Origin of the sequence: endosymbiont of Ridgeia piscesae (genome assembly GCF_001443665.1) — a bacterium.
GTDB classification, from domain to species: domain Bacteria; phylum Pseudomonadota; class Gammaproteobacteria; order Chromatiales; family Chromatiaceae; genus Endoriftia; species Endoriftia persephonae.
The window spans coordinates 1-14,488 of record NZ_KQ557116.1 but is presented as its reverse complement, the minus strand read 5'-3'; the positions used below and the strand labels follow the sequence as shown (position 1 = coordinate 14,488).

The following is a 14,488-nucleotide window of genomic DNA, read 5'->3' as shown; positions in this document are numbered from 1 at the left end:
TGCTGCGTGAATAACGAAACACCGGTATGAAAAGGCATCTGCTCCCTCTGTCGACGCTGATTATCACCCTCTTAATGAGTGGTGCTGCGCTGGCCGAAATCTCATCCCAGCGACAGGCGGAGATTCTCTATCTGTTGCGGCACGACTGTGGTTCCTGCCACGGTATGCGTCTTGAGGGTGGTCTGGGTCCCGCTCTGACACCTCGGCGTCTGCAGCAGTGGCCGGTGGAGCAGCTGGCCGTGACCATTCTGCATGGCCGTCCCGGTACTCCGATGCCACCTTGGCGCCCGTTTTTTACAGACAGTGAGGCGCTGTGGTTGGCAACTCAACTCAAGCAGGGAGGTCGCCGGCCGTGAAGTCTTTCCGCACCCTGCTACTGCTGCTGATTCTCTTCGCCCCCAGCCTCCTGGTGGCCGAGTGCCTGACCCGAGGCACCGGTGACATGGGTATCATCATCGAACGTGCCGCTGGCAGCCTCAAGGTGGTGGATACTAGCGCCCGCAGGGAGCTGTTCCGGGTCGAGGGTCTGGGTGATCTCTCCCACGCCTCGGCGGTCTACTCCCGGGATGCACGCTACGCTTACATCTTCGGGCGTGACGGTGGGCTGACCAAGGTCGACATCCTCTGTGGTCGGATCGTCAAACGCATCGTGCAGGGCGGCAATAGCATCGGCGGCGCCATCTCCCAGGACGGTTCACTTATCGCGGTCTCCAACTATGAGCCGGGTGGGGTGAAGGTCTTCTCCTCTGACGATCTCTCTCTAGTGGCGGATATCCCCTCCACCACAGTGACAGACCGGGAGGGCAACAAGAAGGGCTCGAAGACCGTTGGTCTGGTGGATGCGCCGGATCAGCGCTTCGTGGTCAGCCTCTACGATTCCGGTGAGAGCTGGATCATCGACATGGATACCCCGGCGAATCCCTCCATCCAGCGCTTCGAGAAAATCGGCCGTCTGCCCTATGACGCCCTGATCACGCCGGACGGCCGCTACTACATCGCCGGTCTGTTTGGCCAGGACGGGCTCTCCCTGCTCGACCTTTGGCATCCCGAACAGGGGCCTCGCCTCATCCTGGAGGATTATGGTCGCGGCCAACAGAAACTGCCGGTCTACAAGATGCCTCACCTTGAGGGCTGGGCAATGGCTGGCAGCCGGGCCTTTCTGCCCGCTGTGGGCCAGCACTCAGTGCTGGTGGTGGATAGCACCGAGTGGCGAGAGCTCAAGCAGATCCCGGTTCACGGTCAACCGGTCTTCGTCATGGCACGCCCCGACGGCCGGCAGATCTGGGTCAACTTCGCCTTTCCCCACAACGACACCATACAGGTGATCGACACCGAAACCCTGGACATTGTGAAGACCCTGAAGCCCGGCAAGGGCACGCTTCACATGGAGTTTTCGCCGCGCGGTGAGGAAGTCTGGATCTCGGTCCGCGACAAGGATGAGGTGCAGATCTACGACACCCGTACACTGCAGCAAACCCACCGCCTGTCGGTGGACAAGCCCAGTGGCATCTTCTTCACCTCCCGCGCTCACCAGACAGGACTGTGACATGGCAAACCCGGCACCGACCTACCCGCAGAGTCAGCCGCTCACACTGAACCCGGCCCCGGTTGATCTGAACGATCTCGAGAAGCGACTGCTCAACGAATATCAGAAGGGTTTGCCGCTCACTCCGACCCCCTATGCGGATATGGCGAAAACGATTGGGACCAGCGAGGCGCTGGTGTTGAAGATTCTGACCCGGCTGCAGGAGATCGGTGTGATCAGCCGGGTGGGGCCGGTGTTCAAGCCGAAGAAGATCGGCGCCAGCACCCTGGCGGCGATTGCAGTGCCAGCAGAAGAACTGGAGGCGGTGGCGGCGATAATCAGCGCCTATGCCGAGGTGAATCATAATTACGAGCGTGAGGATGACTACAACCTCTGGTTTGTGGTTACCGCACCCGATCAGGCCAGGCTGGACGCCGTGTTGGCGCAGATGGAACAGCAGACCGGCTACCCGGTGTTGAAGTTGCCGCTAATGAAACAGTTTCATATCGATCTGGGGTTCCCGCTATGGTGTTAAGCGACGCGGATCGCAGGCTGGTGGCCGAGATCCAGGGCGGGCTGCCGCTCTCCAGCCACCCCTACGCCGAGGTGGGTGAGCGCATCGGCATGCGTGAGCAGGAGGTGATCGATCGCATCGCCCACCTGCAGCGTGAAGGCGTAATCAAGCGGCTGGGCATCGTGGTGCGTCATCATGAACTTGGCTACACCGCGAATGCTATGGTTGTTTGGGATGTGCCCGATGGACGCCTCGATGAAGTGGGAGAAAAGTTGAGCAACGAGTCCTGCGTTACCCTCTGCTACCAGCGTCCACGCTGCCTGCCTGGGTGGCCCTATAACCTTTTCAGCATGATCCACGGTAAGGATCGCCAGCGGGTGCTCAACTACATCGAGAGCATCATTGAGGCCCAAGGGCTGGCGGGGATCCCTCATAAGGTCCTGTTCAGCGGCAGACGCTTCAAACAGCGTGGCGCCAGATACCAGTGATGGACGAGATCGACCGCGCCATCATCAATCAACTGCAGGGCGGTTTTCCCCTCTGTGAGCACCCCTATCGTGAGGCAGCAGCGCGGTTTGGCATCTCGGAGGATGAGTTGATCCGGCGTCTGGAGCAGATGCTTGAGAAGAAGCAACTCTCGCGCTTTGGCCCGTTATTCAATGCCGAGCGGCTGGGCGGTGGCCTGAGTCTCTGCGCCATGAAAATCCCCCAGGAGACGTTCGATCAGGTGACTGAGCAGGTCAATGCCTTTCCGGAGGTAGCCCACAATTATGCCCGCGACCACCAGTTCAACATGTGGTTTGTGCTAGCCACCGAGACCCCGCAGCGCATCACCAGCGTATTGGCTGAGATCGAGGCGGAGACAGGGTATCGAGTCTATAACATGCCAAAAAAAGAGGAGTTTTTTGTTGGCCTGAAGTTTGAGGTTTAACTCGATGAGTGGTATTCCCTGCGCTCATCAATCAATAATTCCCGCTGTAGCCTCAGGCGAGCCAACCCCCTACATGAGAACTCCTTCTTTGAAAACACGTAAACCCGCGCAAAAAATCTCCCTGGTTTCTGCTTACATCTGTTACCTGCTCGCCTTGGTCACCCTACTGGCGGCAGGCTATCAGGGCATGACGATCGGAACCGACAACCCCATCTTCGCCAGTCTTGGCGCAACCATCGTTTTTTTTGTCGGCGCCGGCGTGGTGCTGCATGTGATGGGGGCGGTCAACCTGCCCGATCTGCGAGTGCAAAAGGATGACGACTGAGCCTGAGCAGGTGAGCGGTCTGGACGAGCTGGATCGCAAGATCGTGCTCGCCACCCAGGCTGGCCTGCCGCTGGTGCCGCAACCCTATGAGCAGATTGCCGAACAGTTGGGCACAATGGCCGATGAGGTGATGCGGCGCATGCAGCAGATGCTGGAGAGTGGCGTGATCCGACGTATCGGCGCGGTGCCCAACCATTACACCCTGGGTTTTCGTGGCAACGGCATGACGGTATGGGACGTGCCGGACGAGAAGGTGGCGGAGTATGGTCGGTTGATCGGCGCCTTGGATTTTGTCAGCCACGCCTATCATCGTCCGCGCCATCTGCCGGAGTGGCGCTACAATCTGTTTGCGATGGCCCACGGTCGGGACCGGGGTGAGGTGCTGCAGAAGGCCGCGATCATCGCCGAGCTGTTGGGTGCCGACAATCGGGCGCATGAGGTTCTTTTTAGTAGCCGGATCCTCAAAAAAACCGGCATGAGGATTGGGGTGTGAGCGGATTGGAGCTGCCAGTGAGCGCCGATCACCAAGAGCGGATCAGACAAGACTATGTTTAGAATCTCACAATTTATGCAGGAGATCTTGGCGCCCAAGCCGCTGGGGCCCAAGCGCAACCCGCCGGGCCCGGTGGTGATCTGGAACCTGGTGCGACGCTGCAACCTGATGTGCAAGCATTGCTACTCGATCTCAGCGGACACCGATTTTCCTAACGAGCTGAACACCCAACAGGTGTTCGAAGTAATGGACGACCTGAAGCAGTTCCGGGTGCCGGTGTTGATCCTCTCCGGCGGTGAGCCCTTGCTGCGGCCCGATATCTTCGAGATTGCCCACCGCGCCAAAGCGATGGGCTTCTACACCGCGCTCTCCACCAACGGCACTCTGATCGATGAGCGGAATATTGACAAGATCGCTGCGGTGGGCTTCGACTACCTGGGCATCAGCATTGATGGCATCAGGGAGACCCACGACCGCTTTCGCCGCAAGGAGGGGGCCTATGAAGAGTCGATGCACGGTCTGCGTCTCTGCCGGGATGCGGGGATCAAGGTGGGGCTGCGCTTTACCATGACCCAGGACAACGCAGAGCAGCTGCCGCAGCTGCTCGACCTGATGGTCGAAGAGCGCATCAACAAGTTCTATTTCTCTCACCTCAATTATGCTGGACGGGGCAATAAGAATCGTGAGGACGACGTCTTCCTCAACACCACCCGCTGGGCGATGGATCTGTTGTTCGAACGCGCCCTGGAGGATGCGACCGAGGGCCGGGGTACAGAGTTTGTCACCGGCAACAACGATGCGGACGGGGTCTATCTGTTGCGCTGGGTGGAGCGACGCTTCCCTGAGCAGGCCGAGCACATTGGTGACAAGCTGATCCAGTGGGGCGGCAACAGCTCCGGCGTCAACATCGCCAACATTGACAATCAGGGGCGGGTCCATCCCGACACGATGTGGTGGGACTACGACCTGGGCAACGTCAAGCAGCGCCCCTTCTCCGAGATCTGGCAGGACACCTCAGACCCGATCATGGCCGGTCTCAAACAATCACCGCGCAAGATAGGCGGGCGTTGTGGTCAATGCCATTATTTCAATATCTGCGGTGGCAACACTCGTGTGCGCGCCCGGCAGCTTACTGGCGATGCTTGGAGTGAGGATCCCGCCTGTTATCTCACCGATAAAGAGATCGGGATTGAAGTTAGGGTAGAGGATGATGGTCCGGAGGATCGGCTGCTCGCCGGATAAATCATCTATGAAGAGAGCTCTGATTCGAGTCCTGTTGGCCGGGCTGTTGGGTATGCTGATGGTGGGTAATGCGTGGACGGCGATCGATGCTAATGTGCTCTACCAGAAACATTGCGCCGAGTGCCACGGTGCCGACCGGCTGGGTAAAGTGGGTCCTGCCCTGTTGCCGCAGAATCTGAAACGGCTGAGAAAAAAGGCTGCCTTCAAGGTGATCCGGGATACCCGCCCCGCCTCGCAGATGCCTGCCTTCCGGGAGATCCTGAAGCCGAAGGAGATCGAGGCCCTGGTGGCCATGATCTACACGCCTCTGAAGGAAATTCCACCCTGGGGTATGGAAGAGATCAAGGCCAGCCGGCTGGAATACCATCCCCCCGGCAGCTTGCCAGACAAGCCGCAGTTTGACGCGCAGATCTCCAACCTTTTCATGGTGGTGGAGCTGGGTGATCATCACGCTACCCTGCTGAATGGCGACAGCTTCGAACCGATCCATCGCCTGCCGACTCGCTTTGCCCTGCATGGTGGCCCCAAATGGGCCGAAGGGGGGCGCTATATCTATTTTGCCTCCCGTGATGGCTGGATCAGCAAGTTCGATGTCTTCAATCTGAAGTATGTGGCCGAGGTGCGGGCCGGCATCAATACCCGCAACCTGGCCGTCTCCCATGATGGTCGCTACGTTGCGGTGGCCAACTATTTGCCCCATACCCTGGTGATTCTGGATGCCCGGGACTTGTCGCCGCTCAAGGTGATCGATGTGGTAGATGAAAACGGTGCCAGTTCACGGGTCAGTGCGGTCTATACGGCAGACCCGAGAGAGAGCTTTGTCGCCGCGCTGAAAGATATACCGGAGGTCTGGGAGATCGGCTATATGGACAAGCCGCCGTCGGGTTTTTCTGGTTGGGTCCATGATTATCGCGAAGACTCCGGGGATGCCCATAAGGAGGCGCGGTTTCCGGTGCGCCGCATCAGTGTCGAAGGCTATCTCGATGACTTCTTTCTTACCCAGGAATATGACCGGGTGATCGGAACTTCGCGGGGCATGGGTAAGGGAAAAGAGGGTAGCGCAGGTCAGGTGGTGGATCTTGATCTGAAGCGAGCCGTTGCTCAAGTCAGCCTGCCGGGCATGCCGCACCTGAGCTCCGCCATCACCTGGGAGTATCAGGGCCGCACGGTGCTGGCTACGCCTAATATCAAAAGGCCGGAGGTCAGCATCGTCGATATGCAGAGCTGGGAGGTGATCAAGCGCATTCCGACAAAAGGCCCTGGTTTTTTCATGCGCAGCCATGAGAAGAGCCGCTACGCCTGGGTCGACGTCTTCTTCGGTCCCAACAAAGACCTGATGCATGTGATCGACAAACAGACCCTGGAGATCGTCAAGACTCTGAAGCCGGCTCCTGGCAAGACCTCTGCCCATGTAGAGTTCACCCAGGACGGGAAATACGCTCTGGTCAGTATCTGGGATATGGATGGGGCACTGGTGATCTACGACGCCAATACCCTGGAAGAGGTCAAGCGGTTACCGATGAAGAAGCCATCTGGAAAGTACAACGTGCATAACAAACTGACCCGCTCGCGAGGCACCAGCCACTGAGGCCGGCGTGACAGGCCGTGGGCGTCAATGCGTCGCTATTCTCTGGGGGAGGGATTCTCATTGGTTCGGCGAAACAGGCCGAGAGTCTTGTCCGCTTCGCTCAGCATCCCGATGCCGTCGTCGCTGACCTGCAGAGTGAACAGATGTTTTTCTGACTCATCATCGGCAGAGACGCAATCCATGCTGATGCTGTTTGCCGTGATGCCACCCCAGAAGCAGCGCAACAGATGCGTCTCTCTATCGGCAACAAACAGTTCAGCACGTCCTTCAAACGCTACTGCAATTTTGGAATAAAGTGTGTCTGACTCATCCATTGGCACCCAAATGCCGGCGCCAGGGTGGGCACTGCAGGCAACCAGCAGGGCACTCGAAAGGAGGATGAGAAGGTGTGATTTGTTCTTTATAATCAAAGGAGTGGTTCCGCTGCTGTCAGAAGGAGAAAGGCCATCGTTTTTCTCGGACGACATTATAAGCCAGAACTGATCAGTCTGGGCAGGGCATTTGCTTTTATCAGTGTCGATGGCATTGCGCTGGCCATCATGGGGGTCGTCTGTGTCATCCTGCTGATCCTATTGCTCAACTCGGATTGGACGCCAATAATGCAAGGCTTGGCTCTGTTGGGGCTGGTTGCAGGCTTTATGCTTTATCTCTTGGTGTCCTATAAGATGTTTCGTCTGTTTGGCACCATGTTTAAGGAACAACAAAAGTGAGGCACCGTTTTGTCTGAGGTGAACTGTCTCTACTGCGGCAAAAAGATCGCTGAGGATCTAGCTGAGTGCCCGCATTGTGGCGGTGTCTCCCATTATCAAAAGCGGGGCTATCGGGCCGGAGCGCGTACCCGGTTTGTGCTGTTTTTTATCGCCGTCACAGTTTTTTGCCTGTTTTTTATCTTCTGGCTACCCCGTTAAATTCTTCAGGTTATTGCCCCATGCGAATATTTACTCTGGCCGCACTTTTTCTTTTCATCGCTCAGCATGCCATTGCGGCAGAGTCGCTCTACCGGCTTCAGCAGGTGGAGGATGGCGATACCCTGGTTGTGGAAATCGCTGGAGGCGCTGAACGCATACAGTTGGCCGGGATCGATGCGCCGGAGGATACCTCTAACCCCAAGTTGCAGCGTGATGTTCAACGCACCGGCCTGAGTGAGGATGTTCTACTGTCGATAGGCGCGGCGTCCACTACGTATCTCAGGCGCCTTGTGACTCCAGGGCAACAGGTGATGTTGAGTGGCGACCTGAGTCGTCGTGATAAATATGGGCGTATTTCGCTGGTGGTGCTGGACGATCAGGGCAACAGCCTGAATGAGAAGATGGTGACTGATGGCTATGCGGTAGTGCTCAATCGTTATCCGCTGGACAGTGTGTTTCGGGAGCGGTTGAAGAAGATGGAGGGAGAGGCGTTTGCTCAGAAACGTGGCTTGTGGGGAGAGTATCGCGAGATTGCAGTGCGTTGGGGGAGGCGGAGCGAATAGCTGTTGACTGATTGTCCATTGCTCAAAGAATCTCTTCGATCGGGTAGACATATACCAGGTAGAGATAGAAGAACGCCAAGGAGATGACCAGGATGATGACCCCCAGTACCGGTGAGCTTACCTTGATGCCGCTGGCGGATGCCTCGAAGGTGGTTTCTGTGGAAGAGCGGTCTTTGTCTGTCCTCAATCCCTTGATGAACTGGAGCCAGGAGAAATAGATGCCGGCGCTCACCAGCAGAACGACGATGACGAAGATGATCTTTGATGGCAACAATTGCCATCTGAAAACTGACCTGCGGTGTTCATATCCGACAGTGCGATAGTCGTAATAAGCTTTGAGTGCCTGCTGCATTGATTGTGCTGTCTCGGGTGCCAGTACCTCTATTGGTAATATTGTGGGTGCAAACCGATTCGCTTGCTCGGCCTCCAGTATCTGTGTCATCTGATCGATAAGTCCCAAGTCTTCGGCGGGTGATGTTTCCTCACTTGATGCGAGAATGGGGGCAGATAAGAGATAGAGAAGGATAATGCCGATGCAGAGCATCCTGGCCCTTGATGTTGGTTTGAGAGTGCTCATTTCACCCTCGTCAGGAAGTCGATGCTGCGAATACACCACTCCATCCTGGGATAAAATGGCTTGTTTATTTCTGTCTGCTGGTAGGCGTTGAACTCCGCTTCGGTGAGTAGGTTTTGGATGATCTGCAGTAGTGCGTCGCTGGCTTTTTGGCCCCAGTCACTCAAATCGGATGGTAGTGCCGGCAATTCATCCATCGGTACCTGAATGGCTTTTGAGGTCATATGCGTTCCGTCTGGAAGGATGGTTGTGATCTGTCCGTTGGGAGCGCGGCGTTGCCTGATGTCGTCTGGCAGAAGGATTTCCAGGGTGCCATCCGGCAACACGGTTCGTTTGGTTGGGTCTGCCATTGTGCCCCGAGAACCGTTATGTGCGCGTAAGGGAGGCTCCTTACTGACCATTTTCAGATCCTTCCCTGCAAAGGTCTGGCGGCCGATTTTTTTGATAACTTTTATGTTTAGGCAGCTCAAATTATTCTTTTTATTAGTTTCTCTGACCCTGCCTGCAGGATCCACTCTTGCGCATATCTTATAATTACCGGGTGGCGTGTCGGTCGGTGTGCTGACTTCTGTCTGATAACCATGTCTATTGCTCTCGGCTAAATCGGCCGTCCTGTCGATGCGCCCTCCCTTCAGCAGTACGCCATCGAAGTAGGATTGTGAGTAGCGGGCAAAGCCTTGAGGTATCTTTCCTCGGGTCAGAAACAGGTCAACCATATAGCCTGAGGCATTTGAACTCGTGCCTCGGGCTGCTGCCTTGCCTCGGTTAGCGACGCTAACCTTTACCTCGAAAGTCGGGCCTGCCTGGATCTCCTTGGGAACCTTCACTCGCAGGGTGAGATCGGGCAAAGCCGCATTTGCTGTGGCCGATAGGGTCGCGCAGAAAATGGTAAAAAAAAGTGGAATGATCGCTTTTAACTGCCATCTGCAGGCGGAGTATAGGCTCGGGGTGGAAGGCATATAACCTCTCTCTTTATCCATGAAGCTCCTTCCTGAAACCTAGCAAAGGGTTGGGGTGTGTCAAGGTGGGGGCAAGGATAGAGGGTTTTGGTGGGCTCCCGGAAAGGTCTGGTAAAGTGGCGGGCAGCAAAGAGAGTTGCTGGTTCCCTTTTGCAATAGTGTTGATCCATGAACAGAAAAAATGGGGCGCAGGCAAAAGGGTAGGAACGGTAGTGAAACCTACCTAAATATTATTATTGGATTTGATGTGAGGCGCGATTTCTAGTCAGAGCCCTCTTAAATAAGGGAAGACCCAGCGCACGATCAAGCGCTGGATCTTCTGATTTTACTTTCCAGAAGTTTGTTAATCGGCCTCTTTTATCGCACCTGGTTCATCTGCCTTCAGATAGGCCAACTCCTCATCAGACAGTTCCACATCATCGTAGCCGGTGATCATCGGTTTTACGTGGTCAATGAACGAGTGGCCTGTTGTGAGCAGATAGACGTGAGCGATGACAAACACCAGGACAGCGATCGCTGCGATGGTATGGATCAGGGCAATGAGTCCAAGTCCTATCCAGCCAAAAATATCCTCCTGCCCAAAACTGATCAGCAGGTAGGCGATGCCGGATATCCAGATCGCAGGAAAGATCACAATTTTGAGCAGAAGATAGGTTAGCGCCTGCAGGGGGTTGTGCTTGCGCCGGTAGGTTTTTCGGTATGGATGGTGCTCGCCTTTGAAAATACCGAAGGCGTAGAAACGGGCAACCTTGACGAAATTTTCCCCGGTCGGGATATAGTGGCGCCACTGCCCTGTTGTGAAGAGCCAGAAGATGGCGAATGCCCAGATCAGCAGCAACACAATTGCGGTCCAGGTATGAACAGTGACTGCATCACCAAAGTTGATCAGACTATGGACGCCGTGTACTGCAAATCCGCTGAACAGCAGGGTGAAGATAAGTGCCATCTGACTCCAGTGCCAGATACGTTCAAACCGCTTGAAGACTAGAATCTTATGCATTGTCATCAGACTTTCCTCCTGCGGTTGGCGATCATGCGCAGCGCGCCGTGTCCGAGTACACCACCCAGGGTGCCGAGGACAGCCAACAAACCGATAAGGTCGAGCAGTTCATTCTTGCCCGTACCCGGCATGTAGAACCCCTTGAGGTGATTGAGTCTGCCATCATCCGCATGGCAACTGGAACAATCCAGGGCATCATCTTTTGGCGCCACCATGTGGTTGATGGGCCAGTAGGAGTAGGTTTCGACAAACCCCCATTCGCCACTGTAGGGGATGCCGTTTTTCTTCATTCCTGCCTCGATTGCCTTGCCGAAATCGTAGTTGCCCCAGAGTGCGTCTTCATCATTACCCCATAGATGCATATAGACCAGCGTGTTATTGCCCTTGTCGTAGGGTTGTGTGGTGTGCATGCGTTTGAATGGGTAGATGCGCGAACCGGGATCACCATAGGATCCAGAAAAGCTGTTGATCTCAATCGGGCCTTTTGATGGATCGAATTGGGTGTCAATCGTGGTGTAGTTCATGGTTCCATCAAACCAGGCGTACATGGGCTCAAGGTCTTCGGCATAGGTGAAGTTACCCTTGATCGATTTGTAGGTGGCGCGGTGATGGCCATTACCCTGGGTATACTCCTTCAGCTTGAAACCCTCACCATCTTTCAGCTTGCCCATGGTGCGCCAGTCCCAATCGACCTCAGTGGCAACACCGCCCCTGGCAACGGCCGGAATGTGGCAGGTTTCACAGGCCACGTGCTGAGTATGACTGTTGAGCTTGATCCCCTTGACTGAGGTGATGGGGTGAGGCGAATCGCTGTGACAGCTTTCGCATGAGGCGACTTTGCGGGGCATGCCGGGCTTGCCGGTGCCTATCTCGTCGTTGACCAGCATCTCGTAACGACTGCCGGCCCACTCATGACCTTCGCCCACGTGGCAGGTGATACAGGTGAAGCCTTCGCCGGCTTCACTCATGTGAACATCGACTGCTTTGGGCGGATCGAACAGTACAGATGAGAGATCGCCATGTTTCACATTGTCGCCACCGCCGCCGTAGAAGTGGCACTTGCCGCAATTGCTGCGACTCGGCATATCGACGCTTTGGGCAATCTTGGTCCAGTCGATGGCTGGCTTGCCCTCGAACATGATGGAGCAGGCCTTGTTGCCTTTTGAGGTGGGTGTCTTGTAGTAGGTGCCTGTGGATTCGTGACAGACCAGGCAGTCGATGTTGCCCTGGTTTGTAAAATCGAAATCCGAGCTGTCCATGCCATAACCGGCATGGCATTGGGCGCACATGCCTTCATTGCCCCTGGCATTGGTACAGAAGTTATTGATCAACACACTCTTGCCAAGGTGTTGCCCCGTCTTCGGGTGCTTGTAGTCCCAGGTCCAGTGCTTGTTCTTCATGAACTGATGCCCCGCCGTGTTGTGACACTCGAGGCAGGCTTTTGTCACTTCAGGACCGCTGAAAAACGGGCCTTGAAGTTCCTTCAGCTTTGAATGGTCTGTGGTTGACTTGCGCTCTCTTTTAGGCCTGATAATCGCGTGGTTTCCATCCGTTTTTTTGTATTCAGAGATGCCCATCTCGATTTTGGAATCTGAAGTGGCCAGGGCTGTTGCCGCCCAGGAAAAGGCCAGAATCAGGATCGAGATGGTTAAAGAGAGAAAGTTAAAAATATAAACCCGGCGCGTGAAGGCCGGGGGATTTTTGTTGCTCATCTTGACGATGTCCCCTGTAAACACCGATCAGCGGCGCTGACAATGACAGATCTGTGCAGACCTATGCGGAGTGTAAATTACCTTCATTACACTAATGCCGGAGTCTACCCGGCGATTAATAAAACCGTTTTGATAATTGTCAATGGGGGTGTCGGGAGAGGGGGTCAGCTAGATCTTGTTAAGGTGCAATCGCACCTTTGAGACCATATAGGGTGCGGTGCACGCTGTGACAACGGGCACAGGCTTGGACGGCCAGTGTTCCCAGGTGACGCCCTGTTTTCTTTTGTTCTCCCGCCTTGATCGCCTGTTCAAGTGCCGCCAGGGATTTCTCTGTTTCAGTACCGAGTATCCGGGATTTGGGGGCTTTGTCCTTATGGCAGGATTCACAACTCTGCCCAAGGTCATCGAGCCGTTGGCGAAGATTATCCAGGCTATCGAGCGCAGTCTGCATTCTCTCATCCTCACTGGCAATCTTGATCCGGTTGACCAGCAGGGTGAGGCGCTCCATGACTCTTCGATAGGGCTCTTCTTCGAGTGTTTCAGAGTCTTCCACATGGATCTGGCTGAAGTCCGGTGTGCGATAAATCGCCGCAGTCACCGCTCGGTAGTCACGGTGGCAGGAACGACAGTTCAGCCCCAGTTTACGCAGTGACCGGGCGGCCTCTTCATAGTTTCCCTGCTGCGCGGACTGTTGCAGTTGACTGATCAGATCCGCTTCTAGCTCCTCCTGCCACTCCGGCACCATCTCTCCGATTTTTCGGTAGTGCTGTGCCAGCCGTTCCGACCACTTGGCGACGCCAGCCGCATCTTCCAGCGCCAGATAGTCGGAGACAGCCAGCATCTCCCTGCGCAGCTTGAACATGTTGTGCAGCCAGACCTGGCGTTTGTTGTCGGGCCGGTACCAGGCTGCGAGGGAAGTAGGGGGCAGCCTGATGGTTTTTTCCGATACGGTCTCAGCCTGGGCAGGGCTGCTTAAGAGAAGAATCATCGTGCTCAGCAGTAGGGACAAAGCGGTGCGGGTAATCAAGGTTTAGCTCCAGGGTGAAATGACTGGAAGGGCTCGGTGGGCCGTGAGCATGTTGCCCTGCTATAGCTCCTGTTGCAATTTTAGAGTGGCGTAAACGGCGCCATCCAAAGCGGGGAGATATACGATGTCGATTAGCAGACAGGGTTCCTGCCTTTCTCTGCATGGAGTGTGTGTTGGTGGTGCTTGTGTCTCTGGTCGCTCCGATGGCATTGCCAGCAGCAGGGGGGGCGATGAATTCATCCAGTGTCACGCATCAAATGTGGCGCAAGACCAGGCTAGGGGATCATAGGCCGGTTGAGGCGCTGGTTCTGCGGGGCAACATCCTTATCACCTATGATTAATCGTAACCTTGATGCGCACCCCCAATGCATTTGGTAATGGCCCCGCCTGCATTGTCTGCCACAGCTCCACTGATCCATCTACAAAAGTTATCGGGGATTGGACCTCTCTAGCTGCGAAGGAATTCTCCGTGGAGTGACAGAGGAGCCACGTTGGGCTGTCATCGTGCCGGGCAAGCCAGGTATTTCAATCGTCATCCCGTATGATGGGGAGAGCAGTCAGCTCTATCAGCGTTTGACCGAAACCGCATGCCGCTTGGGATCAGCCCCAGCGAAGATAACGACCATGCCAATACCAGCCTGCTGATGCGCTGGATTAAGCCAGGGCCTGGTGTAAATAGTGGAAATTGCTGGACGACAATGCGTGCCGTTCGGCGATTTCCTCGCGCACCTTCATGTGCTCTCTTCTGCCATCTAAGGAGCCTCTGATCAAGTCATGAACTCGTATCTTGTGCCCAGAATATCCAGCTTCTGCGTTACAAATCTTCGCAATAGCCAGCTATTACGTGCGCCTTGAATCTGAATGTTCTGAATCACAATCGACTTTGTCCAGACTTAATCAGAGGCTCCTTAATCTAGCAAGGAGGCGTTTGACCAAGATCAAAGCTCTTTGTTCCCTACTTTTTTCTAATACATTCGCCGTTTTTATCCGCAAGAGGAGCATCCCCATGGCTGAGGCCTTCACAAAAACGATGGCGCGTAACATCTTTTATGGTGGAACCGCGTTTTTCTTTCTACTATTTCTCGCCCTGACGTTCGACTCGATGGGCCAGCTGCCCAATCGCGATA

At 55.4% G+C, this 14,488-nt stretch carries 16 protein-coding genes and 1 pseudogene; 11 read left to right on the top strand and 6 right to left on the bottom strand.

The features are described from left to right. Positions 1 to 26: 26 nt before the first annotated feature. The 9 genes from Ga0074115_RS01245 (at position 27) to Ga0074115_RS01205 (ending at position 6,618) form a co-directional block, all read left to right on the top strand. Complete coding sequence (locus tag Ga0074115_RS01245) at positions 27 to 356, top strand: c-type cytochrome (RefSeq protein ID WP_005964492.1); 330 nt, start codon at positions 27 to 29, stop codon at positions 354 to 356. A gap of 14 nt (positions 357 to 370) precedes the next feature. After that, positions 371 to 1,546, top strand: coding sequence for a cytochrome D1 domain-containing protein (locus Ga0074115_RS01240; RefSeq protein WP_408642702.1), 1,176 nt, complete (start codon positions 371 to 373; stop codon positions 1,544 to 1,546). Between the two features lie 67 nt (positions 1,547 to 1,613). Further along, positions 1,614 to 2,060: an Lrp/AsnC family transcriptional regulator gene (locus tag Ga0074115_RS01235; RefSeq protein WP_057957155.1), complete on the top strand. Its 447-nt coding sequence runs from the start codon at positions 1,614 to 1,616 to the stop codon at positions 2,058 to 2,060. Continuing rightward, a complete protein-coding gene (gene ahbB, locus Ga0074115_RS01230; RefSeq protein WP_057957145.1) occupies positions 2,051 to 2,527 on the top strand; it encodes a siroheme decarboxylase subunit beta in 477 nt (158 codons plus the stop codon). Before Ga0074115_RS01235 ends, ahbB (Ga0074115_RS01230) begins: the two co-directional genes overlap by 10 nt. After that, positions 2,527 to 2,970 (top strand): Lrp/AsnC family transcriptional regulator, encoded by a 444-nt coding sequence (locus tag Ga0074115_RS01225; protein WP_057957146.1) that lies wholly within the window; start codon positions 2,527 to 2,529, stop codon positions 2,968 to 2,970. The genes ahbB (Ga0074115_RS01230) and Ga0074115_RS01225 overlap by 1 nt, the downstream gene beginning before the upstream one ends. An 88-nt stretch (positions 2,971 to 3,058) precedes the next feature. Next, positions 3,059 to 3,295: a hypothetical protein gene (locus tag Ga0074115_RS01220; protein ID WP_057957147.1), complete on the top strand. Its 237-nt coding sequence runs from the start codon at positions 3,059 to 3,061 to the stop codon at positions 3,293 to 3,295. Beyond that, positions 3,285 to 3,788, top strand: coding sequence for a siroheme decarboxylase subunit beta (gene ahbB / locus Ga0074115_RS01215; RefSeq protein ID WP_057957148.1), 504 nt, complete (start codon positions 3,285 to 3,287; stop codon positions 3,786 to 3,788). Before Ga0074115_RS01220 ends, ahbB (Ga0074115_RS01215) begins: the two co-directional genes overlap by 11 nt. A gap of 54 nt (positions 3,789 to 3,842) precedes the next feature. Continuing rightward, positions 3,843 to 5,030 carry a heme d1 biosynthesis radical SAM protein NirJ gene (gene nirJ / locus Ga0074115_RS01210; protein ID WP_198295023.1) on the top strand — a complete coding sequence of 396 codons (1,188 nt, stop codon included), beginning with the start codon at positions 3,843 to 3,845 and terminating at the stop codon, positions 5,028 to 5,030. A gap of 7 nt (positions 5,031 to 5,037) precedes the next feature. Next, positions 5,038 to 6,618 (top strand): nitrite reductase, encoded by a 1,581-nt coding sequence (locus tag Ga0074115_RS01205; RefSeq protein WP_057957150.1) that lies wholly within the window; start codon positions 5,038 to 5,040, stop codon positions 6,616 to 6,618. A 35-nt stretch (positions 6,619 to 6,653) separates the two neighbouring features. On the opposite strand, the gene Ga0074115_RS16090 is transcribed toward Ga0074115_RS01205, so the two are convergent. Next, positions 6,654 to 7,085, bottom strand: a complete 432-nt coding sequence (locus Ga0074115_RS16090) for a hypothetical protein (RefSeq protein ID WP_157292598.1) — start codon at positions 7,083 to 7,085, stop codon at positions 6,654 to 6,656. A 461-nt stretch (positions 7,086 to 7,546) separates the two neighbouring features. On the opposite strand from Ga0074115_RS16090, the gene Ga0074115_RS01190 reads away from it, so the two are divergent. Further along, the gene (locus Ga0074115_RS01190) at positions 7,547 to 8,089 is read left to right on the top strand and encodes a thermonuclease family protein (protein ID WP_057957152.1); all 543 of its coding nucleotides are present in this window, start codon (positions 7,547 to 7,549) and stop codon (positions 8,087 to 8,089) included. A gap of 22 nt (positions 8,090 to 8,111) precedes the next feature. On the opposite strand, the gene Ga0074115_RS01185 is transcribed toward Ga0074115_RS01190, so the two are convergent. From Ga0074115_RS01185 to Ga0074115_RS01165, 5 genes are all read right to left on the bottom strand, one after another. Continuing rightward, entirely contained in the window at positions 8,112 to 8,666 is a 555-nt protein-coding gene (locus tag Ga0074115_RS01185) for a hypothetical protein (RefSeq protein ID WP_060528123.1), read from the bottom strand. Beyond that, entirely contained in the window at positions 8,663 to 9,643 is a 981-nt protein-coding gene (locus Ga0074115_RS01180; RefSeq protein ID WP_060528122.1) for a protein nirG, read from the bottom strand. The genes Ga0074115_RS01185 and Ga0074115_RS01180 overlap by 4 nt, the downstream gene beginning before the upstream one ends. A gap of 322 nt (positions 9,644 to 9,965) precedes the next feature. After that, a complete protein-coding gene (locus Ga0074115_RS01175) occupies positions 9,966 to 10,628 on the bottom strand; it encodes a cytochrome b/b6 domain-containing protein (RefSeq protein WP_057957154.1) in 663 nt (220 codons plus the stop codon). Next, positions 10,628 to 12,334: a tetrathionate reductase family octaheme c-type cytochrome gene (locus Ga0074115_RS01170; protein WP_060528121.1), complete on the bottom strand. Its 1,707-nt coding sequence runs from the start codon at positions 12,332 to 12,334 to the stop codon at positions 10,628 to 10,630. Before Ga0074115_RS01170 ends, Ga0074115_RS01175 begins: the two co-directional genes overlap by 1 nt. 178 nt (positions 12,335 to 12,512) lie before the next feature. After that, positions 12,513 to 13,322, bottom strand: coding sequence for a hypothetical protein (locus Ga0074115_RS01165; protein ID WP_232432843.1), 810 nt, complete (start codon positions 13,320 to 13,322; stop codon positions 12,513 to 12,515). A 1,045-nt stretch (positions 13,323 to 14,367) separates the two neighbouring features. On the opposite strand from Ga0074115_RS01165, the pseudogene Ga0074115_RS16520 reads away from it, so the two are divergent. Next, positions 14,368 to 14,488: pseudogene (locus Ga0074115_RS16520) on the top strand (cytochrome c); the annotation flags it as partial.